At 73.0% G+C, this 25640-nt stretch carries 20 protein-coding genes and 1 riboswitch; of the genes, 5 read left to right on the top strand and 15 right to left on the bottom strand.

Going from position 1 to position 25640, the window contains the following annotated elements; translation table 11 throughout:
• Positions 1 to 20: 20 nt before the first annotated feature.
• The 7 genes from GXP74_RS04625 to GXP74_RS04595 form a co-directional block, all read right to left on the bottom strand.
• Positions 21 to 1385 carry an NAD(P)/FAD-dependent oxidoreductase gene (locus tag GXP74_RS04625; RefSeq protein WP_182450139.1) on the bottom strand — a complete coding sequence of 455 codons (1365 nt, stop codon included), beginning with the start codon at positions 1383 to 1385 and terminating at the stop codon, positions 21 to 23.
• Positions 1386 to 1692: 307 nt separating this feature from the next.
• Positions 1693 to 2616, bottom strand: a complete 924-nt coding sequence (locus GXP74_RS04620) for a Ppx/GppA phosphatase family protein (RefSeq protein ID WP_182450138.1) — start codon at positions 2614 to 2616, stop codon at positions 1693 to 1695.
• Positions 2613 to 3242 carry a DUF501 domain-containing protein gene (locus GXP74_RS04615; protein WP_225447712.1) on the bottom strand — a complete coding sequence of 210 codons (630 nt, stop codon included), beginning with the start codon at positions 3240 to 3242 and terminating at the stop codon, positions 2613 to 2615. The genes GXP74_RS04620 and GXP74_RS04615 overlap by 4 nt, the downstream gene beginning before the upstream one ends.
• 85 nt (positions 3243 to 3327) lie before the next feature.
• On the bottom strand, positions 3328 to 3771 hold the full coding sequence (locus GXP74_RS04610; RefSeq protein ID WP_225447711.1) for a septum formation initiator family protein: 444 nt from the start codon (positions 3769 to 3771) through the stop codon (positions 3328 to 3330).
• Between the two features lie 112 nt (positions 3772 to 3883).
• A complete protein-coding gene (gene eno / locus GXP74_RS04605) occupies positions 3884 to 5170 on the bottom strand; it encodes a phosphopyruvate hydratase (RefSeq protein ID WP_182450136.1) in 1287 nt (428 codons plus the stop codon).
• A gap of 182 nt (positions 5171 to 5352) precedes the next feature.
• Positions 5353 to 6237, bottom strand: coding sequence for a transglycosylase family protein (locus GXP74_RS41785; protein ID WP_182450135.1), 885 nt, complete (start codon positions 6235 to 6237; stop codon positions 5353 to 5355).
• A 3-nt stretch (positions 6238 to 6240) separates the two neighbouring features.
• Positions 6241 to 6399: riboswitch (cyclic di-AMP (ydaO/yuaA leader) on the bottom strand.
• A gap of 117 nt (positions 6400 to 6516) precedes the next feature.
• Positions 6517 to 7833, bottom strand: coding sequence for a cytochrome P450 (locus GXP74_RS04595; protein WP_182450134.1), 1317 nt, complete (start codon positions 7831 to 7833; stop codon positions 6517 to 6519).
• Between the two features lie 212 nt (positions 7834 to 8045).
• Between GXP74_RS04595 and GXP74_RS04590 the strand changes: the two genes are divergently transcribed.
• Entirely contained in the window at positions 8046 to 8867 is an 822-nt protein-coding gene (locus GXP74_RS04590; RefSeq protein ID WP_182450133.1) for an SDR family oxidoreductase, read from the top strand.
• A 22-nt stretch (positions 8868 to 8889) separates the two neighbouring features.
• Here GXP74_RS04590 and GXP74_RS04585 read toward each other — a convergent pair whose 3' ends face one another.
• The 7 genes from GXP74_RS04585 to GXP74_RS04555 form a co-directional block, all read right to left on the bottom strand.
• A complete protein-coding gene (locus GXP74_RS04585) occupies positions 8890 to 9918 on the bottom strand; it encodes an LLM class F420-dependent oxidoreductase (RefSeq protein ID WP_182450132.1) in 1029 nt (342 codons plus the stop codon).
• A 271-nt stretch (positions 9919 to 10189) separates the two neighbouring features.
• Positions 10190 to 11200: a MazG family protein gene (locus GXP74_RS04580; RefSeq protein ID WP_182450131.1), complete on the bottom strand. Its 1011-nt coding sequence runs from the start codon at positions 11198 to 11200 to the stop codon at positions 10190 to 10192.
• A gap of 41 nt (positions 11201 to 11241) precedes the next feature.
• Positions 11242 to 13401, bottom strand: a complete 2160-nt coding sequence (locus GXP74_RS04575; RefSeq protein WP_182450130.1) for a glycosyltransferase family 39 protein — start codon at positions 13399 to 13401, stop codon at positions 11242 to 11244.
• A 90-nt stretch (positions 13402 to 13491) separates the two neighbouring features.
• Positions 13492 to 15111, bottom strand: a complete 1620-nt coding sequence (locus GXP74_RS04570; RefSeq protein ID WP_225447710.1) for a cell wall metabolism sensor histidine kinase WalK — start codon at positions 15109 to 15111, stop codon at positions 13492 to 13494.
• Complete coding sequence (locus tag GXP74_RS04565; RefSeq protein ID WP_182450129.1) at positions 15108 to 15872, bottom strand: response regulator transcription factor; 765 nt, start codon at positions 15870 to 15872, stop codon at positions 15108 to 15110. The genes GXP74_RS04570 and GXP74_RS04565 overlap by 4 nt, the downstream gene beginning before the upstream one ends.
• Before the next feature lie 192 nt (positions 15873 to 16064).
• Complete coding sequence (locus GXP74_RS04560; protein ID WP_182450128.1) at positions 16065 to 16838, bottom strand: rhomboid family intramembrane serine protease; 774 nt, start codon at positions 16836 to 16838, stop codon at positions 16065 to 16067.
• Between the two features lie 74 nt (positions 16839 to 16912).
• Complete coding sequence (locus tag GXP74_RS04555; RefSeq protein WP_182450127.1) at positions 16913 to 17917, bottom strand: aldose 1-epimerase family protein; 1005 nt, start codon at positions 17915 to 17917, stop codon at positions 16913 to 16915.
• Between the two features lie 227 nt (positions 17918 to 18144).
• Here GXP74_RS04555 and GXP74_RS04550 point away from each other — a divergent pair, with 227 nt between their 5' ends.
• Both GXP74_RS04550 and GXP74_RS04545 read left to right on the top strand, forming a co-directional pair.
• Complete coding sequence (locus GXP74_RS04550; RefSeq protein ID WP_182450126.1) at positions 18145 to 21396, top strand: N-acetylmuramoyl-L-alanine amidase; 3252 nt, start codon at positions 18145 to 18147, stop codon at positions 21394 to 21396.
• Positions 21397 to 21497: 101 nt separating this feature from the next.
• The gene (locus GXP74_RS04545; RefSeq protein ID WP_182450125.1) at positions 21498 to 22655 is read left to right on the top strand and encodes an acyl-CoA dehydrogenase family protein; all 1158 of its coding nucleotides are present in this window, start codon (positions 21498 to 21500) and stop codon (positions 22653 to 22655) included.
• Between the two features lie 90 nt (positions 22656 to 22745).
• Here the strand turns inward: GXP74_RS04545 and GXP74_RS04540 are convergent, their stop codons facing one another.
• Positions 22746 to 23510 carry a DUF4232 domain-containing protein gene (locus GXP74_RS04540; RefSeq protein ID WP_182450124.1) on the bottom strand — a complete coding sequence of 255 codons (765 nt, stop codon included), beginning with the start codon at positions 23508 to 23510 and terminating at the stop codon, positions 22746 to 22748.
• 305 nt (positions 23511 to 23815) lie between these two features.
• On the opposite strand from GXP74_RS04540, the gene GXP74_RS04535 reads away from it, so the two are divergent.
• Both GXP74_RS04535 and GXP74_RS04530 read left to right on the top strand, forming a co-directional pair.
• Entirely contained in the window at positions 23816 to 24760 is a 945-nt protein-coding gene (locus GXP74_RS04535) for a family 16 glycosylhydrolase (RefSeq protein WP_182450123.1), read from the top strand.
• An 89-nt stretch (positions 24761 to 24849) separates the two neighbouring features.
• Positions 24850 to 25611: an SDR family oxidoreductase gene (locus GXP74_RS04530; RefSeq protein WP_182450122.1), complete on the top strand. Its 762-nt coding sequence runs from the start codon at positions 24850 to 24852 to the stop codon at positions 25609 to 25611.
• Positions 25612 to 25640: the final 29 nt, after the last annotated feature.

Raw genomic sequence — 25640 nt, 5'->3', positions numbered from 1 at the left:
CATGAGGGCCGTGCTCTGCGCTACGCGGGGACCTTCTCGGTCGGCGCGGGGGCCGGGGTGACCGCCTTCGGGGCGGGGGCCGCCGCCTCGATGAAGGTCTCGCGGGGACGCTCCATCTCCACCAGGGAGACCGTCTCGCGCTTCAGGAAGACCGCCAGCGTCCAGTCGGCGAAGACCCGGACCTTGCGGTTCATGGTCGGCACCCGGCTGCCGTGGTACAGGCGGTGGAACCACCAGGCCGGACGGCCCTTCAGCTTGTACTTGCCGAAGAGGATCGCCACGCCCTTGTGCAGGCCGAGACCGGCGACCGCACCGAGGTTCTTGTGCTTGTACTCCGCCTGCGGGAAGCCCCGCATGCCGGAGACCACGTTGTCGCCGAGGACGATCGCCTGACGCACCGCGTGCTGGGCGTTCGGCGGGCACCAGGCGCCCTCACCCACGGCCAGGTCGGGCACCTGGGCGTTGTCGCCCGCGGCCCAGACGTTGGTGAAGCCGGTGACCTGGAGGGTCGGCGCCGCGTCCACGTGGCCGCGCGGGCCGAGCGGCAGGCCGAAGTTGGCCAGCGCCGGGTTGGGCTTGACGCCCGCCGTCCACACGATGGTGGAGGCGTCGACCTCGACCCCGTTCTTCAGCACGACGTGCTTGTCGACGCAGGAGTCCATCGAGGTCTCGATGTAGATCTCGATGCCGCGCTCTTCGAGCTTCTCCTTGGTCCACAGACCGAGGTCCGGGCCCATCTCGGGGAGGATGCGGTTGGCCGCCTCGACCACGATGAAGCGCATGTCCTCGCGCTTCACGTTGTGGTAGATCTTCGCGGCGTCGCGCGCCATGTCCTCCAGCTCGGCCACGGTCTCGATGCCCGCGAAGCCGCCGCCGATGAAGACGAAGGTCAGCGCCTGCTTGCGGACCTTCTCGTCCGTGGTCGACTCGGCCTTGTCCAGCTGGGCGATCACGTGGTTGCGGAGGCTGATGGCCTCCTCCACCGACTTGATGCCGATGCCGTGCTCGGCCAGGCCGGGGATCGGGAAGGTGCGGGAGACCGAGCCGAGCGCGACGACCAGGTACTCGAAGGGCAGCTCGTACGAGTCGCCCGCGGCCGGGTGAATGGTCGCGACCTTGCGCTCCTGGTCCACGGAGGTCACGTGGCCGGTGAGGACCTCCGCGTTCTTCAGGACGCTGCGCAGCGGCGCGACGAGGTTGCGAGGGGCGACGTTGCCGGCCGCCGCCTCGGGAAGGAAGGGCAGATACGTCATGTAGGACCGCGGGTCGACGACCGTGACGGTCGCCTCCCCGTAGCGCATCTTCTTGAGGATGCGCATCGCGGCATACATGCCGACGTATCCACCGCCGACGATGAGAATGCGAGGACGCTCCGTGGTGCTCATATCCGAAAGTATCCAGCACCGTTCGGCGCACTGTTTGTGGGCCTGCTCACGTACCTCTGGACACCACCTGCTACACTACGCGCCCCGCGAACCACCCCCAGCGGGCCCTCACCCGCCCCGGACCGGTTCGCGGGGAGAAACCGCAGCTCGCCCCGCTTATTGCGATTGTGCGCACAACTGTGCGGCTACGCCTTGGATCCAGCCGTCCGAGCCCGCCAACGGCCTTTGGTCCCACAATTCGGACGTACCGGCCGATTGGGCGACCCGCGGGCGGCCATTCTCATGTGAAGAAATTCACGAACTTTTCTCAGCCGACACGCCCGGCCACGCTCCAGGCGATCCCGTCGAGGATGTCGTGCTCGCTGACGACCAGCTCAGCGGCCCCGGTCCGCTCCATCACCGCGAGCAGCACCAGCGCCCCGGCGCCGATCACATCGACCCGACCGGGGTGCATCACCGGGATCGCCGCGCGCTCCTCGGGCGAGGCGGCCAGCAGCATCTCGGTGACCTCGTGCACCCGCGCCAGCGGGATCCGGGCGTGGTGCACCGCCGCCGGGTCGTAGGCGGTCAGGCCCAGCGCGATGGCGGCCACGGTGGTGGCCGTCCCGGCCAGGCCGACCAGGGTCGCCGCACCGGTCAGCGGCACGGTCTCGGCCGCCAGGTCCAGCGCCCGCTTGATGTCGACGCGCATGGCCAGGGTGTCCTCGCCGTGGCGCTCGGTCATCCGGACGCAGCCTATGTCGACCGAGCGGGCGGCCTCCACCCGGTCGGTGCCCAGCACGAACTCGGTGGAGCCGCCGCCCAGGTCGAACACCAGGTACGGCGGGACCAGCCCGTCGGCGGCCTTCAACTCCCGGGTGGCGCCGGTGAAGGAGAGCTCGGCCTCCTCGTCGCCGCTGACCACCTCCGGCTCCACGCCCAGGATCGCCCGCACGCCGTCGATGAACTCGTCCCGGTTCTCGGCGTCCCGGGAGGCGCTGGTGGCCACGAAGCGCAGCTCGGTGACGCCGTGCTCGGCGATGACGGCGGCGTACTCGCGGCAGGCCGCGAAGGTGCGCTCCAGCGCCTCCGGAGCCAGCCGCCCGGTGCGGTCCACGCCCTGGCCGAGCCGGACGATGGTCATCCGCCGGTCGAGGTCGCGCAGCTCGCCGGTGGCCGGGTCGAGGTCGGCCACCAGCAGCCGGATGGAGTTGGTGCCGCAGTCGATCGCGGCGACGCGCACGGTGCTCATCGCTGGTCCCCCTGGGAGTCGGTCGGGTCGTCGGTCGGGTCGTCCTCGGTCGGGTCGCCCTCGGTCGGGTCGTCGTCGGTCGGCGGAGCCGTCTCGGCGGCCCCGCCCGCGCACACGCACGGGCCCTTGCGCCACCACTCGGGCAGCTTCGCCAGCGCCTCGTCGCCCAGCGGGTTCACCCCGGGCCCGGCCGCCAGCGAGTGGCCCACCAGCACGTGCAGGCACTTCACCCGGTCCGGCATGCCGCCCGCGCTGGGGAAGCCGGCCAGCACCTCGATCGCGTCCCGCTTGGCGATGTAGTCCTCGTGCGCCCGCTGGTAGCCGGCGGCCAGCTCCGGATCCTCGGCCAGCCGGGCCGTCTGCTCCTTCATCAGCCCGTCGGCCTCCAGCGTGCCGATCGCCGAGGCCGCGCGCGGGCAGGTCAGGTAGTACAGGGTCGGGAACGGCGTGCCGTCCTCCAGCCTCGGGGCGGTCTCCACCACGTCCGGCAGGCCGCAGGGGCAGCGGTGGGCCACCGCGCGGAGCCCGCGCGGCACCCGGCCGAGCTGGGCCTCGATGGCGGCGGTGTCCTCGGCGGACACGCCGGGGGCTCCCGGCGTGCCGGGAGTGGCGGGGGTGTGCGTCATCTTCTTCCTTCGTGCGGGGCCTTCTGCGGGGCATTCGTGCGGGGCCGTCGTGCGGGGCCTTCGTGCGGAGCCGTCGTGCGCGGCTTCAGTGCTGGGCGGAGTCGGCCCGGCTCAGCGACTCGAACATGTTGTCGTACCAGGGCTGGCTGACCGCGCCCGGCTGCGGCTCGGCGGACGCCGCGGGGTCGGCGCCGGAGGCGGCCCCCGGGTTCGGGTCCACCGAGGAGAAGGGCGTCTCGCCCGCGAAGCCGTAGTGCAGCCGTTCGCGCGCCTGGGCCTCGACATAGGCCGGGTCCTGCCAGCGGGCCTTCAGCTGGCGCAGCTGCTCCACCTGGGCCTGGGCCTGCCGCGCGGCGAGCTGCTGCTGGGCGATCTGCGCCCGTTGGGCGATGAACTGGCGGGTGGGATAGGCGAGCACGGCCACCAGCGTGCAGAACACCAGCGCCAGGACGGCGGCCCGCGCCGTGAGCCGGGGCCCGCGCCCGGTCGCCGCCTTCCCGCCGCGCGCACCGCGTGTGCTGCCGCCCACCTGGCCACCCTCCCGTCTCGACACCCGTGCCCCGCCGTCCACCCTAGAGGGTGCGGACTGCGGGGCACGGGATCTGCGGTCGGCGTTCAGGAAGAGCGCTCGGGCAGGGTGCTCAGGCGGAGTGCGTGAAGCGCGGGAAGGCGCCGCGACCGGCGTACTCGGCGGCGTCGTCGAGGATCTCCTCGATGCGCAGCAGCTGGTTGTACTTGGCGACGCGGTCGGTCCGGGCCGGGGCGCCGGACTTGATCTGACCGCAGTTCACCGCGACCGCGAGGTCGGCGATGGTGACGTCCTCGGTCTCGCCGGAGCGGTGCGACATCATGCAGCGGAAGCCGTTGCGCTGGGCCAGCTCGACCGCGTCCAGGGTCTCGGTCAGCGAGCCGATCTGGTTGACCTTCACCAGCAGGGCGTTGGCGATGCCCTCCTTGATGCCGCGGCCGAGCCGGGTCGGGTTGGTGACGAACAGGTCGTCGCCGACGATCTGCACCTTGTCGCCGAGCTTGTCGGTGAGGACCTTCCAGCCGGACCAGTCGTCCTCGAACAGCGGGTCCTCGATGGAGACCAGCGGGTACGCGGCCACCAGCTCCTCGTAGTACTCGGTCATCTCGGCGGCCGAGCGGTCCTTGCCCTCGAACTGGTACAGGCCGTCCTTGTAGAACTCGGACGCGGCGACGTCCAGCGCGAGCGCGATGTCGCGGCCGGGGACGTAACCGGCCTCGGTGATCGCCTCGACGATCAGGTCCAGCGCGGCGCGGTTGGACTCCAGGTTCGGCGCGAAGCCGCCCTCGTCGCCCAGGCCGGTGGACAGGCCGCGCTGCTTGAGCACCGCCTTGAGCTGGTGGTAGACCTCGGAGCCCCAGCGGACGGCCTCGGAGAAGGACTCCGCGCCGATCGGGGCGATCATGAACTCCTGGATGTCGACGTTGGAGTCCGCGTGCGAGCCGCCGTTGAGGATGTTCATCATCGGGACCGGCAGGATGTGCGCGTTGGGTCCGCCGAGGTAGCGGAACAGCGGCAGGTCACTGGCCTCGGCGGCGGCGTGCGCCACCGCCAGCGACACGCCGAGGATGGCGTTGGCGCCGAGCGAGGACTTGTCCGGGGTCGCGTCGAGGTCGAGCATGGCCTGGTCGATCAGGCGCTGCTCGGAGGCGTCGTAGCCGACCAGCTCCGGGCCGATCTGCTCGATGACGGCGAGGACCGCCTTCTCGACGCCCTTGCCGCCGTAACGGGAGGTGTCACCGTCACGCAGTTCCAGGGCCTCGAAGGCACCGGTCGAGGCGCCGGACGGGACGGCGGCCCGGCCGGTGCTGCCGTCGTCGAGGCCGACCTCGACCTCGACCGTGGGGTTGCCTCGTGAGTCGAGGATCTCCCGGGCTACGACGACGTCGATGGACGGCACAGGTATCTCCTTGGGATTGCTGGAGGAAAGCTTCTCCCTGAGCCTAGCCGCACCGGGCGGCCAAGCCACCAGGACCCGGCGGTCGTCTCACCAGGCGGTGCCCCTACTCGCCGGTAGTTCATCTTCGGAGCAAGGCCTCCGACGATGGACTACCGGCGGAACAGCCGTGCGGGGCCGTCGAGTCAGCCGACCTGGAGGTGCTGGCCCGGGTAGATCAGGTTCGGGTTGGCACCGACGGTGGACTTGTTCTCGTGGTACAGCGCCTCCCAGCCACCGCTCAGGTGCGCGGCGGCGGCGATGCCGGAGAGGGTGTCGCCGGCGGCGACGGTGTAGTTGCCGTGGCCGATCGCGTGGGCGGCCGGGGTGGAGCCGGTGGTGGCCGGGGCGGCGGTGCTCCGGCTGCTGCTCGACGTGCCCTGGCTGACCTGGGTGGTCTGCGCCGTCTGGGTGGTCTGGCTGGTGGTCTGGCTGGTGGTCTGCGCGGTCCGGGTGCTGGTGACCGGCGCGGACTGGCTGCTCCGGCTGCCGCTGCCGGAGTTGCTGCCCGAGTTGCTGCCGGAATGGGTACCGGAGTGGCGGCCCGAGCCGGTCGACGTACCGCCGCTCGACGAGCTGCCGCCGCTGCTCGAACTGCCGCTGCCGCTACCGGTGTTGGTCGATGTGCTGACATTCGCCGGGGCGCCGCCCGCGGTGAGTCCGGCCTGCGGGCCGCAGACCGGCCAGGCGCCGGGGCCCTGCGAGGCGAGGACCTTCTCGGCGACGGCTATCTGCTGGCCCTGGGTGGCCTCGTTGGCGGTCGCCGCGTACTGCTGGCCGCCGTAGGCGTCCCAGGTGGAGGCCGAGAACTGGAGGCCGCCGTAGTAGCCGTTGCCGGTGTTGATCGACCAGTCGCCGGAGCTCTCGCACTGGGCGACCGCGTCCCAGGTGGAGACGGAGGCGGCGGACGCGGCGGTGGCGCCGATCAGCGGGAGCACGACGCCGGTGCCGGCGATCACGCCGGTGGCGACCAGGCGCTTGCCGGTGCTGTTGCTGGGCTTGCGATGGCGTCCATTACCGGAAAGAAGCATGACAGGTTCCCTCTCCGACGCCTGCGAGGTGAGCTGTCGGGTTCGGGCCGTGAGGTAGCCCGGGCGTTCGCACGCCTTCACCCCCAGCCGCAGCGCTGTGAGCTGCGGCAACTTACCTGGGTCCCCCGCTCCTGCCCAATAGGAAGTTCGTGGTCCGCATCGCGGCTGGACAGGACTCGGCGTCCCGCGAGGCGGTGTCCGCATGCACGGACATGCCCGGGCAGGCTAGGCAGATCACCCCGGAAATCTCAAGCTTCCCAGGAATACCTCACACTGCCTCTACTCACCTTGACCACAGGCATGCTGGTCGCTTTGCCCGCTTTGATCCGGATTCCCGAAGGCTCGATCCTCCGGCTCGAAGCGGACCGGCAGCTGCCGCAGGCCGCGCATGATCAGGCCGCCGCGCCAGCGCAGCTCCGCCGGGTCGGCGGCGAGCTCCAGCCCCCGCAGCCGCCGCAGCAGCGCGGCGAGGGCGTACTGGGCCTCCAGCCGGGCCAGCGGGGCGCCGATGCAGTAGTGGATGCCCAGGCCGAAGCCCAGGTGCGGGTTGTCACGGCGGTTCAGGTCCAGCAGGTCCGGCTGTGCGAACCGGGCCGGATCACGGTCGGCGGCGGCGAGGACCACCAGCACCGGCTCGCCGACCTCGATCCGCTGGCCGCCGATGGTGACCGGACTGGTGGCGAAGCGCCAGGTGGCCAGCTCCACCGGGCCGTCGAAGCGCAGCAGTTCCTCCACCGCGGTCGCCAGCGGAGCGGTCTCGCCCCGGTCCAGCGACGCTTGCAGCCGCGCCCGCTGCTCGGGGTGGGTGAGCAGCGCGTAGAGCCCGTTGCCGATCAGGTTGACGGTGGTCTCGAAACCGGCGAACAGCAGGATGAAGGCCATCGCGGCGGCCTCGTTCTCGGTCAGGTGCTCGCCGTGGTCGCCGGCCCGGATCAGGTCCGAGATCAGGTCGTCGCCGAGGTCCGCCCGCTTGCGGTGGATCAGCTCGGCCAGGTACGTCCGCATCCGCTTCACCGCCCGGCCGACGCCGCCGCGCGGGCCCTTGCCGTGACGGATCATCATCCCGGCCCAGTCGCGGAAGTCGTCCTGGTCCTCGGCCGGGACCCCGAGCAGGTCGCAGATGGCGTAGATGGGCAGCGGGAAGGCGAACTCGTGGATCAGGTCCGCCTCGCCCCGGTCGGCGAAGCCGTCGATCAGCCGGTCGGTGAGCTCCCGCACCCGGGGCTCGAACAGCGCGACCCGGCGCGGGGTGAACGCCTTGGAGACCAGGCGCCGCAGCCGGGTGTGGTCGGGCGGGTCGATGTTCAGCAGATGCGTCATCAGGTCGGCGCTGCGCTCGCCGGGGATCCCGACCCGCCCGGTCCGGTGCGCCTGGGCGCTGTGGTTGCTCGGGTTCTTGCTGAGCCTGGCGTCCGCGAGCGCCTGCCGGGCGTCGGGGTAGCGGGTGACCAGCCAGGCCTCGACCCCGCTGGGCAGCGTCGCCCGGTGCACCGGCGCGTGTTCGCGCAGCCAGGCGTAGGCGGGGTAGGGGTTGGCGGCGAACTCCCAGGTGAACAGTTCGGGCGCGTCGTCGGGGAGGGGCGGTGAGTGGTGCACCCCCCGACGGTAGCCGGACCCCGTCCGTGCGCCGTCCACCCCCGGACCGGCCGATGCCGCTCAGTCACGGGAGCGGAACCCCTTGTGTTGTCCTTGACGTTGGCAAGTGGTTGGGGTGGGTTGTGGGCGGGCACTGTTGCCCTGGCGGTGGGTTGCCTACGATCACCGGCAGTGCTCGGGCCTGTGCGGTGGTCCGGCGGGAGGAGCAGGACATGCGGATCAGTGGATCGATCGTGGTCGTGACCGGCGCGGCCGGGGGCATCGGGGCGGCGCTGGCACGGCGCTTCGCCGCCGAGGGCGCCCGCGGGCTGCTGCTGGCCGACCTGGACGCGGGCAAGGTCGAGGATCTGGCCCAGGCACTCGACCGTGAGGGATGTCACACCGTCGGCGTGGGCAGCGACGTGACCCGCGAGAGCGACGTCCGGGCGCTGGTGGAGACCGCCGAGAAGCACCTCGGCCCGGTCGACCTGTTCTGCAGCAACGCGGGCATCGGCTCCGGCGCGGGCATCGAGGCGCCGGACGAGGTGTGGCAGGCCTGCTGGGACGTCAACGTGATGGCGCACGTCTACGCCGCGCGCGCGGTGCTGCCGGGGATGCTCAAGCGCGGCCGGGGCTACCTGCTCAACACCGCCTCGGCCGCCGGGCTGCTGCAAATGCCCGGCGACGCCGCCTACACCGCGACCAAGCACGCGGCGGTCGCCTTCGCCGAGTCGCTGGCCGTGACCTACGGGGACCGGGGCATCAAGGTCAGCGCGCTGTGCCCGCAGGGCGTGCACACCGGGCTGACCGCCGACCCCGGCGTCCGGTCGGTGCTGAGCGCCTTCGGCGAGATCATCACACCGGAGCAGGTCGCCGACGCGGTGGTGGAGGGGCTGGCCGACGAGCGGTTCCTGATCCTGCCGCACCCCGAGGTGGCCGAGCACGAGCAGGGCCGGGCGGCCGACCGCGACCGCTGGCTCTCCGGGGTCCGCCGCGCGGTCAGCCACCTGGACGTCAAGCTGAGCGAGCAGCCGCTGGTCCAGCCCCTCGGCTGACCGGCGTCCCCGGCCCGGCCGGTCAGCCCGGGCTGACCGCCAGCACCGCCGCCGCCACGGCCTTGCGCCGCTCGCGCGGCTCGGCCGTGGTGTCCAGCATCTGCGGCGTCGGCAGCACCGCCGGTACCGGCACGGTCACCCCGTTGGCGGCGTAACGGCGGATCCGCTCCCGGCACTCGTCGGCGTCGCCGTGCACGATCAGCGCGTCCACCACCTCGTCCGGTACCGACGCGGCGGCGCCCTTGCGGTCCCCGGCGGCCCACGCCTCCCACATCGGCTTCAGCTGCTCCTCCCGGCCGAGCCAGCGGTGGAAGGCCGCGTAGGCCGGGACGGTGAGGTAGCCCGCGATCAGTCGGCGGCCCAGGGCGCGGGCGTGCGCCGCGTCCGTGGTCGGGCAGACGAAGATCCGGGCGGCGACCGTCTTCCCGGCGCCCCCGGCCCGCTCGAACTCGGCGACGGCGGTGGTCACGTCCTCGGCCGAGAGCCAGTTGAGGATGGTGCCGTCGGCCTCCCGCGCGGCCAGCCGCAGCATGCCCGGGCGCAGCGCCGCGAGCAGTACCGGCGGGGTCGGCGAGGGCACCCGCTCCAGCCGGAACCGGCGCACCGCGAAGGTCTCGTACTGCTCGTCCACCGCCTGGCCCGCGAGCGCGGCCCTCAGGAAGCGCAGCACGTCCCGGCTGCGCTGGTACGGCTGCTCGTGCGGGACCGCGTTCCAGTCCCGGACGATGACCGGCGAGGACGCGCCGAGGCCCAGCGTGAAGCGTCCCGGGGCGGCCTCGGCCAGCGCGGCGGCCTGCATCGCCAGCAGCGCCGGGCCCCGGGTGTGCACCGGCACGATGGCCGTCCCGAGGTTCAGCTCCGGGGCCCAGACCGAGGCCAGCGCGAGCGGCGTGAAGGCGTCCGCGCCGTTGGTCTCCATCGACCACAGGTCGGTGAAGCCCAGGTCGGGCAGCGCCTCGACCAGCTTGCGCTGGTCGGCGAGCGGGATCCCGTCCAGCGGGAAGGTGAGGCCCCAGCGAGGGGCGGACGGGGTGGCGGCGTCGGAGGTCATGGCCCGATGCCACCACGCGCGCGACACCCCAGGCAAGGGGGGCGCGCGCCCCCGCCCCCACGCCCGCGCGGCGGCCGACGGGCAGGCCGGGGGCGGGAGCGGCGGTCGCGGCGGGAGCGCGGCGGCCGACGAGCAGGCGCGGGCGGGGTGCTCGGGCGGGGCGGGGCGGGTGGCCCGCCGCGCCGGGGCGCGGGGCGCGGTGGGTGGGCCGGGGGGCGAGGTGGCTTGGCTCGGGTCGAACTGCCGGCCGGGAGTGCCGTCTGACGGTGCGTCAGTTCTGCTTCTCGGCCTGCCGGATGGCCTCGCGGTAGCGGCGGGCGGCGGCGCGGAGCTCGGCCTCGGGGTCCAGCCCCTGCTGCTGGGCCTCGACGGCGAGGGCGAGCAGCCGGGCGCCGAGGTCGTCCGCCTCCGGCAGCGGGACGTCCAACTCGGCCCTGACCGCCCGGGAGTGGAGCTTGGCGGCGAGGGCGAGGGCGGGCTGCGCCACCGGTACGCCGTCCACTACCGACTCGCGCTGCTTCTCAACCGCCTTCAGCTGCTCCCAGTTGGCCTCCACCTGCTCGGCCGTGGGTGCGTGCACGTCGCCGAACACGTGCGGATGACGGTACGTCAGCTTGTCGATGAGGCCGCCCGCGATGTCGTCGATGCCGAACGGCTCCGCCGGGTCCTCCTCGGCGATGCGGGCGTGGAAGAAGACCTGGAACAGCACGTCGCCGAGCTCTTCGAGCAGCGCCTCGCGGTCCCCCTCCTCGATCGCCTCGACCAGTTCGTAGGACTCCTCGACCAGGTGCCGCACCAGGGACTCGTGCGTCTGCTCGGCGTCCCAGGGGCAGCCGCCCGGCGACCGCAGCCGGTCCATCACCGCGACCAGGTCGAGCAGCCGGGCGCCGGGCAGGTCCCAGGAGCCGGGCAGCAGCTCGATCTCCGGCATCGGGTCCAGGCCGCCCTCGACCGCGATCCGGGCCAGCGAGTCGGCCAGGCCGGGGTCGCCGTCCGGGCCGCTGATCCAGACCACGACCGTGCCCGGGGCGGCGGCCTCGGCCAGCGTGCTGCCGAGCGCGTAGCGCTCGATGTCCACCACCTCGACCGGCACGCCCGCCGCCCGGACCGGTGCCAGCAGCGGGTGCCCCTCGTTCCCGACCAGTACCCGGGAGGCACCGCGCAGGGCCTCCCAGGCGGGCCAGGACAGCAGCCCCGCCGCGACGCGGTGGGTGCTGGCCAGCAGGACGAGGCGTCCGGCGTCCGGGGCGGGGGCGTTCGGGCTGAGGTCGTTGTCTGCCATGACCACGAACTTACCCGGCCGCCGCCCCGCTCCGGGCCCGGTCAGCTGCTGCTCTTGGGCGCGGTCAGGTCGTAGAGGGTGACCCCGTCCACGGTCCTGGCGGTGTAGTGGGCGGCGACCCAGGTGGCGATCTGCGAGGAGTCGCCGCTGCCGCTGCCGCCGGTCGCGCCGACGCCGCCGCCGATGAAGTAGTGGATCCGTCCGGCGTTGACGTACGCCTCGAACTGGGCGAGGCTCGGCGCCGGGTCGGTCCCGTTGAAGCCGCCGACGGCCATCACCGGGTCACCGGTGGCGAGTTGGTAACCGGCGGCGTTCTGCGAGCCGATGCCCGCGGCGACCCAGGTGTACCTGGACGCGTCGGCCTTGAGCAGCGCGGTGACGGCGCTGCCGGGGTCGGAGCCGTTCAGCAGCGAGCCGACGCCGCCGCCCATGCCACCGGTCCCGCCGCCGGTACGGGTTCCGGTACCGGGGGTCGTGCCGGTGCCGGTGCCGCCTTGGCCGCCGGGGAAGCCGCCGCCGGTCCCGGTGGGCGGCTGACCGGCGCCGGTGCCGCCCGGCTGCCCGGTCCGGCCACCGAAGCCGCCCGGGTGCCCACCTCCGGTGCCGCCGCGACCGCCGCCCGCCCCGCCACCGGGGAAGCCGCCGAAGCCGCCGCCCGCCACCGCCGGTCCCGCGCTCGGCAGCGAACCGCTGTGCCCGGTGCCCACCGTCTGCAGGGTGTACGCGGCCGGTCCGGCCAGCCCCGCGAGTAGTCCGACCAGGGCCGGGACCGCCGCCAGCCGGGTGGACACCCGCCCGGCGGCCAGCAGTCCGAGGGCCGCCAGCAGTCCGCCGATCAGCACGGGGTAGCGCAGCCACGGCAGCCAGTCGGGGGTGCGCTCCAGCAGCAGGTACGAGCAGACCGCGGTCGCGCCGACCGCCAGCGCCAGCGCGCCCGCCGCGAACCACTCGCGCCGCCGGGACCAGAGCAGTCCGGCACCCATGCCGGTGATCGCCGCGAGGTAGGGGGCGAGGGCGACGTTGTAGTACGGGTGGAAGATGCCCTTCATCAGGCTGAAGGTCAGGAAGGTGGTGAGCAGCGCCAGCCCCCAGAGCAGGAGGGCCGCCCGGGCCGGGTCGGTGCGGGCCGCGCGGCGGGTCAGCCACAGGCCCGCGAGCAGCAGCACCAGCGCCGCCGGGAGCAGCCAGGCGATCTGGCCGCCCATGTCGGAGCCGAACAGCCGGGTGAGCCCGGTGGCACCCCACATCCCGGTACCGCCGGTGGCACCGCCCCCGCCGCCGCCGACGCTGCCGGTCTCGGAGCCGTCCAGCCGCCCGAAGCCGTTGTAGCCGAAGGTGAGTTCGAGGAAGCTGTTGTTCTGGCTGCCGCCGACGTAGGGCCGGTCCTGCGCCGGGGTCAGCTCGACCACGGCCACCCACCAGCCGCCGCTGACGACCAGCACCACCAGCGCCAGCGCCAGTTGCCGGACCCGCCGCCACACGCCGGTCGGCGCCAGCGCGGCGTAGACCAGGCCGAGCGCGGGGACGATCAGGAAGGCCTGAAGGGTCTTGGTCAGGAAGGCGGTACCGACGCAGGCCGACGCGAGCAGCAGCCAGCGGGTGCGGGCCTGCTCCTGGGCGCGCAGGGTGGCGTACCCGGCGAGCGTGAGCAGCAGCGCGAGCAGGGCGTCCGGGTTGTTGAAGCGGAACATCAGCGCCGCGACCGGGGTGAGCGCCAGCGCCGCGCCCGCGATCAGCCCGGCCCCGGCCGAGAAGCGGCGGCGCACCGCGAGGCAGACCACCGCGACGCTGGCGACACCCTCCAGGGCCTGCGGGGCGAGGATCGCCCAGGAGTTGACGCCGAAGATCCGGGTGGAGACCTCCATCACCCACAGCGCCGCCGGGGGCTTGTCCACGGTGATGAAGTTGGCCGCGTCGGAGGAGCCGTAGAACATCGCCTCCCAGCTCCTGCTGCCCGCCTGGACGGCGGCCGAGTAGAACTGGTTGGCCCAGCCGGAGGCGCTGAGGTCCCACAGGTACAGGACCCCGGTGACCAGCAGCAGCGCCAGGAACGCGGGCCGCGCCCAGCGCGGGTCCGCCGGCCGGACGGGCACCGGCCCGCCGGGCCCGGCCCCGGCGGTGACGGTGGCCGGGCCGGGGCCGGGGCCGGGGCCGGGCCGGAGCGGTTCGGGCAGGGCCGGATCGTGGGTGGTCGCGGTCATCTGTGGGCCTTCTCGACGGGGGCTCGGTGGTGGCTCCCAATCTCGCCCGGCGCGCTGTCGGCGGCGTGTGCCGAAGCTGTGAGGGCGGTGTCAGCCCACGCCTGAGCACATGTGCCCGGCGACCAGGGCCCGCTGGGGCGGGTCCTCGGCGGGACGATCCGCCAGCGGCAGCCGGACGGTGAACACCGTCGCCCCCGGCACGCTGGTGAGTTCCACCCGGCCCCGGTGCGAGGCCACCACCGCCGTGACGATGGCCAGGCCCAGGCCGGTGCTCCCGGCCGCGCGGGAGCGCGAGTGGTCGCCCCGGGCGAAGCGCTCGAAGACCGTGGGCAGCAGTTCCGGCGGGATGCCCGGGCCGTCGTCCGCGATCCGGACCACGCAGCAGCCGTCGGCGCGGCTCACGGACGCGGTGACGGTGGTCCCGGCGGGGGTGTGCTTGCCCGCGTTGGCGAGCAGGTTCACCAGTACCTGGTGCAGTCGCCCGGGGTCGCCGTCGACGACCACCGGGTCGTCCGGCAGGTCCACCTGCCAGCTGTGGTCGGGCACCGCCGCGTGGGCGTCCCGGACCGCGTCCACCACCAGCGGCGACAGGTCCACCGGCTCCCGCTCCAGCGGTCGTCCGGCGTCCAGCCTGGCCAGCAGCAGCAGGTCCTCGACCAGTCGGGTCATCCGCCCGGCCTCGGACTCGATCCGGCTGAGCGCGTAGGCGGTGTCCGGCGGGACGCTCTCGTGTCCGCGCCGGGTCAGCTCGGCGTAGCCGCCGATGGACGCGAGCGGGGTGCGCAGCTCGTGGCTGGCGTCGGCGACGAACTGGCGGACCCGGGTCTCGCTGGCCTGCCGCGCGGTCAGCGCGTCGGAGACGTGGTCGATCATGCGGTTCAGCGCGGCGCCGACCTTCCCGGCCTCGGTCCGGCCGTCGGTGTCGGCCTCGGGCACCCGCACCAGCTCGCCGACCTCGCCCTGGTCCAGCGGCAGCCGGGAGATCCGGGCGGCGGTGGCGGCGACCCGGTCCAGTGGCCGTAGCGACAACCGGATCAGCGCGAAGGAGAGGAAGCCGGAGGCGATCAGACCGGCGACGGTGACCACGACCTCGGTCGCGATCAACTCGTTGACCATCGACTCGACCCCGCCCAGCGGGACGCCGACGACCAGCGTGCTGCCGGAGTGCGGCTGGGACTGCACCAGGTAGTCGCCGCGCCCGGGGATGCTGATCTGCTGGGCGTGCCCGCCCTGGACGGTCGCCAGCGCGGCGTCCTGCGCGGCGGTCAGCGGCTCCGGCGGCGGGAGGTTCAGCAGGTTGGTGGTGGCGGTGTCGGAGGGGGTCCACGCCTCGACCGTGCCGTTGGTGATCCAGCCCGCCACGGTGCCGTCCGGCAGCGTCGCGACGAAGTCCCCGTCGGAGTCGCCGCCGGGCTGCGGGTGCATGCCGCCGCCGGGACCGCCCTGGCCACCGCCGTTCTGGCCGATGCCGCCGTTCTGGCCGATCCCGCCGCCCTGGCCGATGCCGCCGGGACCGCCCAGGCCCACCACGGCCCGCTGCCAGGCCTGTTGCAGCGTCTGCTGCGCGGAGGCATTCAGGTCGGCCCGCAGGAACAGCGTGGTGGTCAGTCCGATCACGCCGCTGACCACGGCCAGCATCACGGTGGTGCTGACCAGCAGGCGGGTCCGCAGCGACCAGGTGGCCCAGCGGCGGACCCAGCCGCACCTCACCGGACCGGCGCCGTCGCGTCCGCCGGCTTGAGCACGTATCCGGCGCCGCGCATGGTGTGGATCATCGGCGCGCGCCCGGCGTCGATCTTGCGCCGCAGGTAGGAGATGTAGAGCTCGACCACGTTGCCCTGGCCGCCGAAGTCGTACGACCAGACCCGGTCGAGTATCTGCGGCTTGCTGAGCACCCGGCGCGGGTTGCGCATCAGGAAGCGCAGCAGCTCGAACTCGGTGGCGGTGAGCCGGATCGACGCGTCGCCGCGGAACACCTCGTGGCTGTCCTCGTCCAGGGTGAGGTCGCCGACCACGAGTATCGACTCGGAGCGGGCGGCGGCGGCGCCGGAGCGGCGCAGCAGGCCGCGCAGCCGGGCGACGACCTCCTCCAGGCTGAAGGGCTTGGTCACGTAGTCGTCGCCACCGGCGGTGAGCCCGGCGATGCGGTCCTCGACCGCGTCCTTGGCGGTGAGGAACAGCACCGGCACGTCGTGCTGCTCGGCACGCAGGCGGCGCATCACTTCGAGGCCGGTGAGGTCGGGCAGCATCACGTCGAGGATCACCGCGTCGGGGCGGAACTCCCGGGCCGCGCGCAGGGCGCCGGCGCCGTCGCCCGCGGTGGTGGTCTTCCACCCCTCGTAGCGCAGCGCCATCGAGAGCAGGTCAGCGAGCGGGGCTTCGTCGTCGACGACCAGCACCCGCACGGGGGAGCCGTCGGGGCGGCGGAGATCGGTGGCTGCCGCATCGGGAGCAGAGGGCGTCGAGGTCATGCAAGCACGGTGCCGAGACTAAATGAGAAACGAGTAAGGCGGCTCTGTGGTTGGCCTGTGGATTGCGTAGCGATCCAGTAAGCCCGGACGCTCAGGTGGGGCTCCCGGGCTCATCTTCGGTGGTCGAACGGCTCCCCGGACCGGGCGCGGGCCCGCTTTCAGAGCAGGCCCACCCAAAGAGCGGGCCGCTTTTCAGAGCAGGCCCAGATCGCCGAGTTCCTTGTGCAGGTCCTCACGGTCGGAGCCGGGCCTGCCCCGGCCACCCGGCGCGGGCGCGGACTCGGTCGCCGGTCCGGGTACCAGCGCCGCACCGCCGGAGCCGCCCGCACCGCCGCCCGCACCGACGGCGGCCGGGGCGACCGGACGGCGGTCGCGCAGCAGCCACGCCCCGGCGACCCCGCCGATCAGGCCGCCGAGGTGCGCCAGCCAGCTCACGCCGGGGGTGCCCGGCAGCGCGATGGTCACCAGGTACGCGAAGGAGGCGGCCATCACCAGGCCGATCATGGTGTCGATCAGGTGCCGGTCGAAGATCCCGCGCAGCACCACGTAGCCGAAGTAGCCGAAGATCAGCCCGCTGGCGCCGACGCCCAGGGTGTTCCCGCTCTGGAACAGCCACTCGGTGAGCCCGCTGGTGAGCGCCACGATCAGGGTCAGCCAGAGGAAGCGGAACACGCCCCGGTAGGCGGCCAGGAAGCCGAAGACGAACAGCGGCCCGGAGTTGCCCTCGATGTGCGCCCAGCTGAAGTGCAGGAAGGGCGAGCTGAAGATCTCCGGCAGCCGGTCCACCCGCTGCGGGATCAGCCCGAACTGCTGGTCGAGCTGGTAGTGGCCGGCCCAGTTGGCGATCTGGATGACCCAGAGCAGCGCCATGAAGGCGAACATCACGAAGAACGCCTTGCGCGCCTCGGCGATCATCTCCTCGGCCGTCTGCGGACCCGAGCCCCGCCACCCCTGTGTGCCACGCATGTCACGCACCCCCTTCGCGCACACTGTAGAACGCGAAGGGGTGGGCTGTGAGCCCCGCCCGGGGTGGAGATCCGTTACAGGGCCTTGATCCCCCAGTGGTGGCTGACCCGCTCGCCGGGTTCCAGCCGCAGCACGTCCTCGCCGGTGGCGAAGGCGTTCGGCGGGCAGCTCATCGGCTCGACCGCCACCCCCGCGCGGTGGTACGCGCCGGGCAGGCCGTCCGCCGAGTACAGCTGGAGCCAGCCGATCTCCTCGCCGACCCACAGCTCCACCCCGCGGCTCCCGTCCGCGCTGGTCAGCCGGACCCGGGCGCGACCGTCCGGGTCGCGCAGCAGCCCGGTGTACGCGGTGTCCAGCTTGGTGCCGCCGATCACCCGGGGCTTGCGGAAGTCGTACGGGGTGCCCTGGACGCTCTCGCGGCCGACCGGGATCAGCCGCTCGTCCACCGGGATCCAGGTGTCGGCGGGCAGCTCCAGCACCGCCTCGTCGACGCTGCCCGGGCCCATGCCCAGGGTGGCGTACGGGTGGGCGCCGATGCCGTACGGCGCGGCGGTGCGGCCGACGTTGCGCGCGGTGACCTCGACGCTCAGACCGGACTCGTCCAGGCGGTAGCTCGCGGTCAGGTCGAGCAGATGCGGGTAGCCGTGCATCGGGTACAGCCGCAGCCCGAAGCGGACCGAGGCGGCGTCCTCGGCCATCACCCGCCACGGCAGGAAGCGGACGAAGCCGTGGCTGGCGTTGTGGGTGGTCGGCTCGCTGAGGTCCAACTGCTGGTCGTGGCCGTCGAACTGGTACCGGCCGTCGCGCACCCGGTTCGGCCAGGGGATCAGCAACTGCCCGGCGCCGCCCGGGGCCTGCTGCTCCTGCGGGTACTTCAGCACCAGTGGTCGGCCCCGGTGGCTGAGGGCGCGCAGTCCGGCGCCCACGCCGGTGAGCACGGCCCGGTAGTCACCGAACTCGATGACCTGCTGCGGCCCGCTCGGGGCCAGTTCGTCGACCGGCGATCGTGGGGACGCCGAGGGCGGCGTGGAGGTCGGACCGGGGGTGGGATTCGCGGTCGGGGGGTTCGCGTCAGCCATGCGCCCATGGTCGCACGAACGTGCCACCAACAGCCGCCCCCACCCGTGGTTCCGTGTCCCTGAACTGCTACTCTCACTCACCATTTGACACGTGTTCGATTGGTGGGTCCACCAGTAGCCGCCGCCCGTACCTCGCGGACGGCGTCCGGGCAGGCCGGGTGCGGGTTCAGGGTGACGCCTTCGTCCCCCGACCGACCGGCGCACAAGGCAGGGGCAGGGGCACCGCGTTGGCAGCACGACATGTCCGGAAGAGGTCCAGGATCTGGGCGTCCTCGGCGGCGCTCCTGGCCGCCGGCACCCTGGTGATAGGCACGGTCGCCGAGGCGGCATCCGGATCCCGCCCGCTGGCGCGTCCGGCCACCGTCCCGACGGCCGCCACCACCGCGACGGTCGACCCGTACGCGCTGCAGGACGACTTCGGCGCGGCGGCGGCCGAGTTCCACGTGCCGGTCGAGGTGCTGCTCGCGGTGTCGTACCAGGAGACCCTCTGGGAGTCCCACCAGGGGCAGCCGAGCAGCACCGGCAACTACAACGTGATGGGCCTGACCGAGGTCGAGGCGTCCCAGGTGATCCCGGCCACCACCGCGCAGAAGGAGGCGGACCTCGAAGCCTTCGGTGACGGCCGCAAGGTGGCGACGCCGTCGGCGAAGGTCCTCGCCGGGATCGACACCGTGGACACCACCGTCCCGGCGCTGCACACGCTGGACGCGGCGGCGGCGCTGCTGCGGCAGCCCGCCTCGGCGCTGCGCGGCACCATGAAGCAGAGCGTGCGCGGCGGCGCGGCGCTGCTGGCCTCGTACCAGCGGAAGCTGCACGGCTCGCTGCCCGCCGCCCCGGGCGACTGGTACGCCGCCGTCGCCGCCTACGACCAGGCCACCGACCCGGGCACGGCCGACCAGTTCGCGAACCGGGTGTACGCCACGATCAGCGGCGGCGCCACCCGGACCACCGCGGACGGCCAGATCGTCACCCTCGACGCCGACCCGGCGGCCGCCCCGCCGACCACCGAGGCGCACCCGCTGACCGCGTCCCCGCAGCCGACGGCGGCGGCGACGACCCCGCCGACCCAGTGCCCGAGCGGCCTGACCTGCACCTTCGACCCGGCCGACGGCGCGAAGTACGACGTCGCGAACCGCCCGGCGGACGGCGACACCGTCCGCTACATCGTCATCCACGACACCGAGGGCTCGGCCTCCTCCACGATCGGCTCCGCCACCAGCCCCGGCGCCCCCTACGCCGCCGCCCACTACGTGATCGCCGCCAACGGCGCGGTGACCCAGCTGGTTCCGGACCAGGACACCGCCACCCACGCGGACAACGCGACCGTCAACATGCACTCGATCGGCATCGAGAACGAGGGCTACGCGCTCCGGAACGGCAGCTGGTTCTCCGAGCAGGAGTACGAGTCCGCCTCGGAGCTGGTGAAGTACCTCGCCAACCAGTTCGACATCCCGCTGGACCGCAACCACGTCATCGGCCAGGACGAGGTGCCCTACGCCTTCGACGCCCCGGGCCTCGGCGCCGACAACCCGGTCGCGACCCAGCAGGTCGACCCGGGCACCTACTGGGACTGGGGCCACTTCCTCAGCCTGCTGGGCGCGCCGGTCAGCGGCGACGGCGAGGCCGTGGTCGGCGGCACGGTGACCATCGCCCCGCCGTACAGCGGCTCCTACCAGCCGACCGTCACCGGCTGCGGCAGCCACGCGGCGGCCTGCTCGGCCCGGCCCGCCGACTTCGTCTACCTGCGCACCGGCCCGTCCACCTCGTACCCGCTGCTCGGCGACCCGCTGCTGAAGTCGGCGGGCCTGAGCTCCGGCAGCACCAACGGCGGCGACGTCAGCGACAAGGCCGACTACGGGCAGACCTTCGTGGTGGCCCCGGGGACCACCAGCGACTGGACCGCCATCTGGTACGGCGGCCAGGAGGCGTACTTCTACAACCCCGGCGGCGCCTACACCTACGCCAACAGCACCCCGGACCAGACCCTGGTCACCCCGGTCGGCAGCAAGGCGGTGCAGGTCTACGGCCGCGCCTACCCGGAGGCGTCCGCCTACCCGCCCGCGCAGGCGTCGTTCGGCGCCACGGCCGCGCAGGGCATCGACTACAAGGACCTGCCGTACACCATCCCGGCCGGCCAGGCGTACGTCACCGCCGGTGAGGTGACCGGCGACTACTACCGGTACCAGGGCAGCTACCACGCCAAGGACACCGGCTGCACCACCGCCGCCGACCAGTGCGAGATCATCGGCAGGACGCTGTACTACCAGATCAGCTACGACCACCGGCTGGGCTTCGTCAAGGCGACCGACGTCCAGGTGATATCCGCCGCGACCCCGCCGACCGGCACCTACATGCCGGTCGCCCCGACGCGGGTGCTGGACACCCGCAGCCCCGCCGGCGGCTACAAGCCGCTCGGCAGCGGCAGCACCCTCAGCCTGCCGGTGACCGGCGACGGGATCGTGCCGCCGCTGACCGCCGGCGTGACCGCGGTGGTCATGAACGTCACCGCCGACAGCCAGAAGTCCGGCGGCTCGATGACGGTCTACCCGGACGGCGGACCCCGGCCGTCGGCCGCGAACCTGGACTTCCCGGCCTGGCGGGTGGTGCCGAACCTGGTCACGGTGCCGGTGGTGAACGGGCGGGTCGACTTCTACAACGAGACCGGGACGGTCAACGTCTGGGCCGACGTGGTCGGCTACTACACCAGCTCCGGCACCGGGTCGCGGCTGACCGGCTTCGGGCCGGTCCGGGTGATGGACACCCGCGACGGCACCGGCGTGGCGCGCACCCCGATCGGCCCGGGGGGCCGTGCCACCCTCGACGTGGCCACCGTCAAGGGCGCCCCGACGAACATCACCGCCGTGGTCATGAACGTCACCGCGACCGACGCCACCAGCGACACCTGGGTGAGCGTCTACCCGGACGGCCCGACAGCCGGGGCCCCGGCGGTGCCGAGCACCTCCACCCTGAACGTCGGCCCGGGCCGCACCACGCCGAACCTGGCGATCGTCCCGGTGACCGACGGCAAGGTGGACTTCTACAACGCCTTCGGCTCGGTCGACCTGTTCGCCGACATCACCGGCTACTTCACCGGCAACCCGACCGGCGGGGTGCTGCACACGCTCGACCCGACCCGGCTGCTGGACACCGGGCGCGGCACCGGCAGTGGCGCGGGCAAGCCGCTCGGCCCGGGCGCCGTCGTCGCGCTCCCGGTCTCCGGCAGCTCCGGGATTCCACTGAAGGGCGTGACCGCGGTGGTCCTGAACGTCACCGGGACCGGTCCGACCTCCTCCGGCTGGGTGACCGTCTACCCGGACGGCGCGCCCCGGCCGGCGACCTCGAACCTCGACTTCAGCCCGGGGGTGCCGGTGCCGAACCTGGTGGTGGTCCCGGTGACCGACGGCAAGGTGGACCTCTACACCCCGTACGGCGGGGTGAACCTCGTCGTCGACGTGACGGGCTTCTTCACCGCGAACTGACGCCGACCACCGGATGGCCTGGACATAATCCCTACTGACGATTAACTTAACGTTCGTTCGTCTAGTCGAGCCTGCAGGCCGATCCTGGAAGGAGCGCCATCGTGCGCCGCACCGTATTCACCGAGGACCACGAGGCGTTCCGGGAGACCATCCGCGACTTCATCGCCAAGGAGGTCGTGCCGGTCTACGCCGACTGGGAGCACCAGGGCCACGCCCCCCGGGACTTCTACCTGAAGCTCGGCGAGCTCGGCGTGTTCGGCATCGAGGTGCCGGAGGAGTTCGGCGGGGCCGGGATGCACGGCTTCAAGTACCAGGCGATCGTCACCGAGGAGTGCGCCCGCGCGGGCGTCAGCTTCGGCGGCTCCGGCGTGCACACCGGCCTGTGCCTGCCGTACATCATGGAGTACGCCGACGAGGAGCAGAAGCGGCGCTGGCTGCCCAAGTTCGTCTCCGGCGAGATGATGACCGCCATCGCCATGACCGAGCCGGGCACCGGATCCGACCTGGCCGGGATGACCACCAACGCCAAGCTCTCCGAGGACGGCACGCACTACGTCCTCAACGGCGCCAAGACCTTCATCACCGGCGGCGTGCTGGCCGACATGGTGCTGGTGGTCGCCCGCACCTCCCCGGCGACGCCGGAGAACCGCCGCGCGGGCCTGTCCATCCTCTGCGTGGACACCAAGTCCGAGGGCTACACCGTCGGCCGCAAGCTGGAGAAGATCGGCCTGCGCACCTCCGACACCGCCGAGCTGGCCTTCGTGGACGTCAAGGTGCCGGTCGAGGACCTGCTCGGCGAGGAGGGCAAGGGCTTCTCCTACCTGGCCCACAACCTGGTCCAGGAGCGCCTGGCCATCGCCGTCGGCGCGTACGCCGCCGCCCGCGCCGCCGTGGACCTGGCCGTGGCCTACACCAAGGACCGCAAGGTCTTCGGCCAGACGGTCGCCTCCTTCCAGAACACCAAGTTCGAGCTGGCCGCCTGCGAGGCCGAGGTGGACGCCGCCCAGGCCGTGGTGGACCGGGCCCTGGAGCAGTTCGAGACCGGCGACCTGAACGCCGCCGACGTCGCCAAGGCGAAGCTGTTCACCACCGAGGTGTGCTCCCGGGTCGTCGACAAGTGCCTTCAGCTGCACGGTGGTTACGGCTACATCCTGGAGTACCCGATCGCCCGCCTCTACACCGACAACCGGGTGTTCCGGATCTACGGCGGCACCAGCGAGGTCATGAAGACCGTGATCGCCAAGTCGCTGGGCCTCTGACCGACCGACCCCGCCGGACCGGCGCGGCGTCCGCGTTCCCCACCCCCACGGAACGCGGACGCCGCGCCGCGTCGCGCGCCCGCTGGGCGGCTACGCCCGGGTGATCGGACCGATGGACAGCGGGTGGATGCTCAGGCCCGCGCAGTGGCTGGTGCTCCAGGGCAGGAACAGCGCGGCCTTGTTGTCCGGCGGGTAGATCCGCAGCCCCAGCGCCGGGGTGAGCCGGCACTGCTGCGGCGAGTAGCCGGATATCCCGTTGCTGTCGTGCAGCACCGCGTCGGCCTTGCCGCCGGGCGCGAGGGTCACCGTGCTCGCGGTGCCGCCCGCGCGAACGGCCGGGTTGCCGGACTGCACACCGTTGGCCACCACGTAGGAGACGCCCGGGTAGCCGGTCATCACGCAGCTGCCGCCGGAGGTGTTGGTGAACACCAGCGTCGAGTAGTACTGCCCGGCGCCGACGCTCGGGTTCACCTGCGCCACCGAGAGCTGCGAGCTCGCACACTCCGCGGTCCCGGCCGCCGCCGTCCCGGCCCCGGAGGCCGCGCCGCCGGACGAACCCGTGCCCGAGGTCGCGCCGCCGGTCGTCCCGGTGCCGGAGGTCGCGCCGCCGGTCGTCCCGCTCCCGCTGCCGCCGCTGCTCCCGCCACCGCTGCCGCCGCTGCCGCCACCGGCCGTGGACGAGGCGGGCGCCGAGGCCGCGCCGCTCGGGGTGGTCGACGAGCTCGACCCGCCGGACCCGCCCGACCCCGCCGAGCAGGCCGACAGCGCCAGCGCGGCCACCGCGGCGGCGAGCGCCAGCGCACCCGTGCGCGACCCGCCGCGCCCTGCCGTACCTGTCCGCACGCGTTCGGTCATCCTGTTCACCGCAACCTCCCGGAAGCAGACGAGTTCGGCATCCCGCGATGCCCCACTTCGAGCGTCCCGCCGACACCGGCAAATGTCACCGGCGCGCGGGGAGCTGAATCGGAACAGGGGCGGAACCGGGACAGAATCGTGAAGAACCGGCGATCCACCCCAACCACGCTCGGACGCAGGCAAACCATCCCTGGAAATCCCGGCCTCACCAGCTGTCGCACTGTTGTCCCCGGGGCGACGGTGGGCCAAGCTGGGGAACACGCGTACTGGGGAGTCAGCCGGAGCATGGGGGCGGTGGTGCGGCTGTGGTCAGGATCCGCCCGAGGCTGGTCGCGGTGGTCGCCGCGGCCCTGCTGACCAGCGCCTGCGGCACGCTCACCACCGGGGTCAGGACCGCGCCCGCCTTCCCCAGCGACCTGCCGGCGCTGACCCCCAGCGCGTCGGCCGCCCGATCCGCCCCCTCGGCGCGGCCCGCGCCCCGCCCCACCACGCTCTCCGCCTCGGCCCTGCGGGCGGCCCCGAACATCCCCGGCCCCTGGCGGCTGGCCTTCTCCGACGACTTCGACGGAAGCAGCCTCGACCCGGACCAGTGGGTCACCTGCTACGACTGGAACGACGACGGCTGCACCAACGCGGGCCACCGCGAGCTGGAGTGGTACCTGCCGGGCCAGGTCTCGGTGTCCGACGGCGCACTGGTGCTCACCGCGCGGAAGCAGCCCAGCTACGGCTCCGACGGCAGGACCCACCCGTGGACCTCGGGCATGGTCTCCACCGGCCGCCGGTCCTGGACCGGCGACCCGCAGTACACGATCACCTACGGCTACATCGCCGCCGCGATCCAGATCCCGGCGCAGGGGGGCATGTTCCCCAGCTTCTGGCTGATGCCCTCCGGCAGCAGGACCACCCCGCCCGAGATCGACATCATGGAGGCGATCGAGTTCACCGACCGCGCCCAGATGACCCTGCACTGGACGGACCCGGCCACCGGCAAGGACACCTTCTCGGCCGCCCAGTACGGACCGGTCGACTACCCGGCCGGGTACCACGTGTTCGCGGTCGACTGGGAGCCGAAGTCGATCACCTGGTACATCGACGGCGTGGCCCGCTACCGGGTGACCGACACCGCGCGCATCCCCCGGGTACCGATGGAGATCCTGCTCAACCTCGCCGTGGGCTTCCCGAAGGACCCGCCCGCCGGGGTGGACTCCGCGCGGATGAAGGTCGACTGGGTCCGGGCCTGGCAGCACTGACCGACCGCGACTCTCCCCGGACACCCGGACACGCGGCGCGGACCCCGCCCCGAGCCGCCGTCGCCGCCGACGGCAGGCAGAATGTCGGTATGGACCTAGGACTTGAAGGCCGCGTGTACCTCGTCACCGCCGCCAGTCGCGGCCTCGGCTTCGCCACCGCCCGGGAGTTGGTCGCCGACGGGGCCCAGGTGGTGGTCACCGGGCGGGCCCAGGAGTCCGTCGACCGCGCGGTCGCGGAGCTGGGCGGCTCCGGGCACGCGCTGGGCCTGGTCGCGGACAACGCCGCGCCGGACACCGCCCAGCGGCTGGTCGACACCGCGACCGAGCACTTCGGACGGCTCGACGGCGCGCTGATCAGCGTCGGCGGCCCGCCCGCCGGACCGGTCTCGACCGCCACCGACGAGCAGTGGCGCAGCGCCTTCGAAAGCGTCTTCCTCGGCGCGGTACGCCTCGCCCGGACCACGGCGCAGGTGCTCGGCGAGGGCGGCTGCATCGGTTTCGTGCTCTCCGGCTCGGTCCGTGAGCCGATCACCGCGCTGGGCATCTCCAACGGCCTGCGCCCCGGCCTGGCCATGGCCGCGAAGAGCCTCGCCAACGAGTACGGCCCGCGCGGCATCCGGGTACTGGGGCTGCTGCCCGCACGGATCGACACCGAGCGGGTGCGCGAACTGGACGCCCTCGCCCCGGACAGCGACGCCGCCCGGGCCGGGAACGAGGCCCAGATCCCGCTGCGCCGCTACGGCCGCCCGGAGGAGTTCGGCCGGGTCGCGGCCTTCCTGCTCTCCCCCGCCGCCTCCTACCTCACCGGGGTGATGATCCCGGTGGACGGCGGCGCCCTGCACGGCATCTGACCGCACGGCGGCCGCCGACGTTGCGAATT

The sequence above is a fragment of the Streptacidiphilus sp. P02-A3a genome, assembly GCF_014084105.1.
In the GTDB taxonomy this organism is placed as follows: domain Bacteria; phylum Actinomycetota; class Actinomycetes; order Streptomycetales; family Streptomycetaceae; genus Streptacidiphilus.
The sequence above is the reverse complement of the archived record's forward strand: the minus strand, read 5'-3'. Positions and strand labels throughout refer to the sequence as shown.

Bases quoted from the DNA above. Each gene is read 5' to 3' on its own strand.
- GXP74_RS04625 (WP_182450139.1), bottom strand. From the start codon at position 1,385: ATGAGCACCACGGAGCGTCCTCGCATTCTCATCGTCGGCGGTGGATAC.
- GXP74_RS04620 (WP_182450138.1), bottom strand. From the start codon at position 2,616: ATGAGCACCGTGCGCGTCGCCGCGATCGACTGCGGCACCAACTCCATC.
- GXP74_RS04615 (WP_225447712.1), bottom strand. From the start codon at position 3,242: ATGACGCACACCCCCGCCACTCCCGGCACGCCGGGAGCCCCCGGCGTG.
- GXP74_RS41785 (WP_182450135.1), bottom strand. From the start codon at position 6,237: ATGCTTCTTTCCGGTAATGGACGCCATCGCAAGCCCAGCAACAGCACC.
- GXP74_RS04590 (WP_182450133.1), top strand. From the start codon at position 8,046: ATGCGGATCAGTGGATCGATCGTGGTCGTGACCGGCGCGGCCGGGGGC.
- GXP74_RS04585 (WP_182450132.1), bottom strand. From the start codon at position 9,918: ATGACCTCCGACGCCGCCACCCCGTCCGCCCCTCGCTGGGGCCTCACC.
- GXP74_RS04580 (WP_182450131.1), bottom strand. From the start codon at position 11,200: ATGGCAGACAACGACCTCAGCCCGAACGCCCCCGCCCCGGACGCCGGA.
- GXP74_RS04575 (WP_182450130.1), bottom strand. From the start codon at position 13,401: ATGACCGCGACCACCCACGATCCGGCCCTGCCCGAACCGCTCCGGCCC.
- GXP74_RS04565 (WP_182450129.1), bottom strand. From the start codon at position 15,872: ATGACCTCGACGCCCTCTGCTCCCGATGCGGCAGCCACCGATCTCCGC.
- GXP74_RS04560 (WP_182450128.1), bottom strand. From the start codon at position 16,838: ATGCGTGGCACACAGGGGTGGCGGGGCTCGGGTCCGCAGACGGCCGAG.
- GXP74_RS04555 (WP_182450127.1), bottom strand. From the start codon at position 17,917: ATGGCTGACGCGAACCCCCCGACCGCGAATCCCACCCCCGGTCCGACC.
- GXP74_RS04540 (WP_182450124.1), bottom strand. From the start codon at position 23,510: ATGACCGAACGCGTGCGGACAGGTACGGCAGGGCGCGGCGGGTCGCGC.
- GXP74_RS04530 (WP_182450122.1), top strand. From the start codon at position 24,850: ATGGACCTAGGACTTGAAGGCCGCGTGTACCTCGTCACCGCCGCCAGT.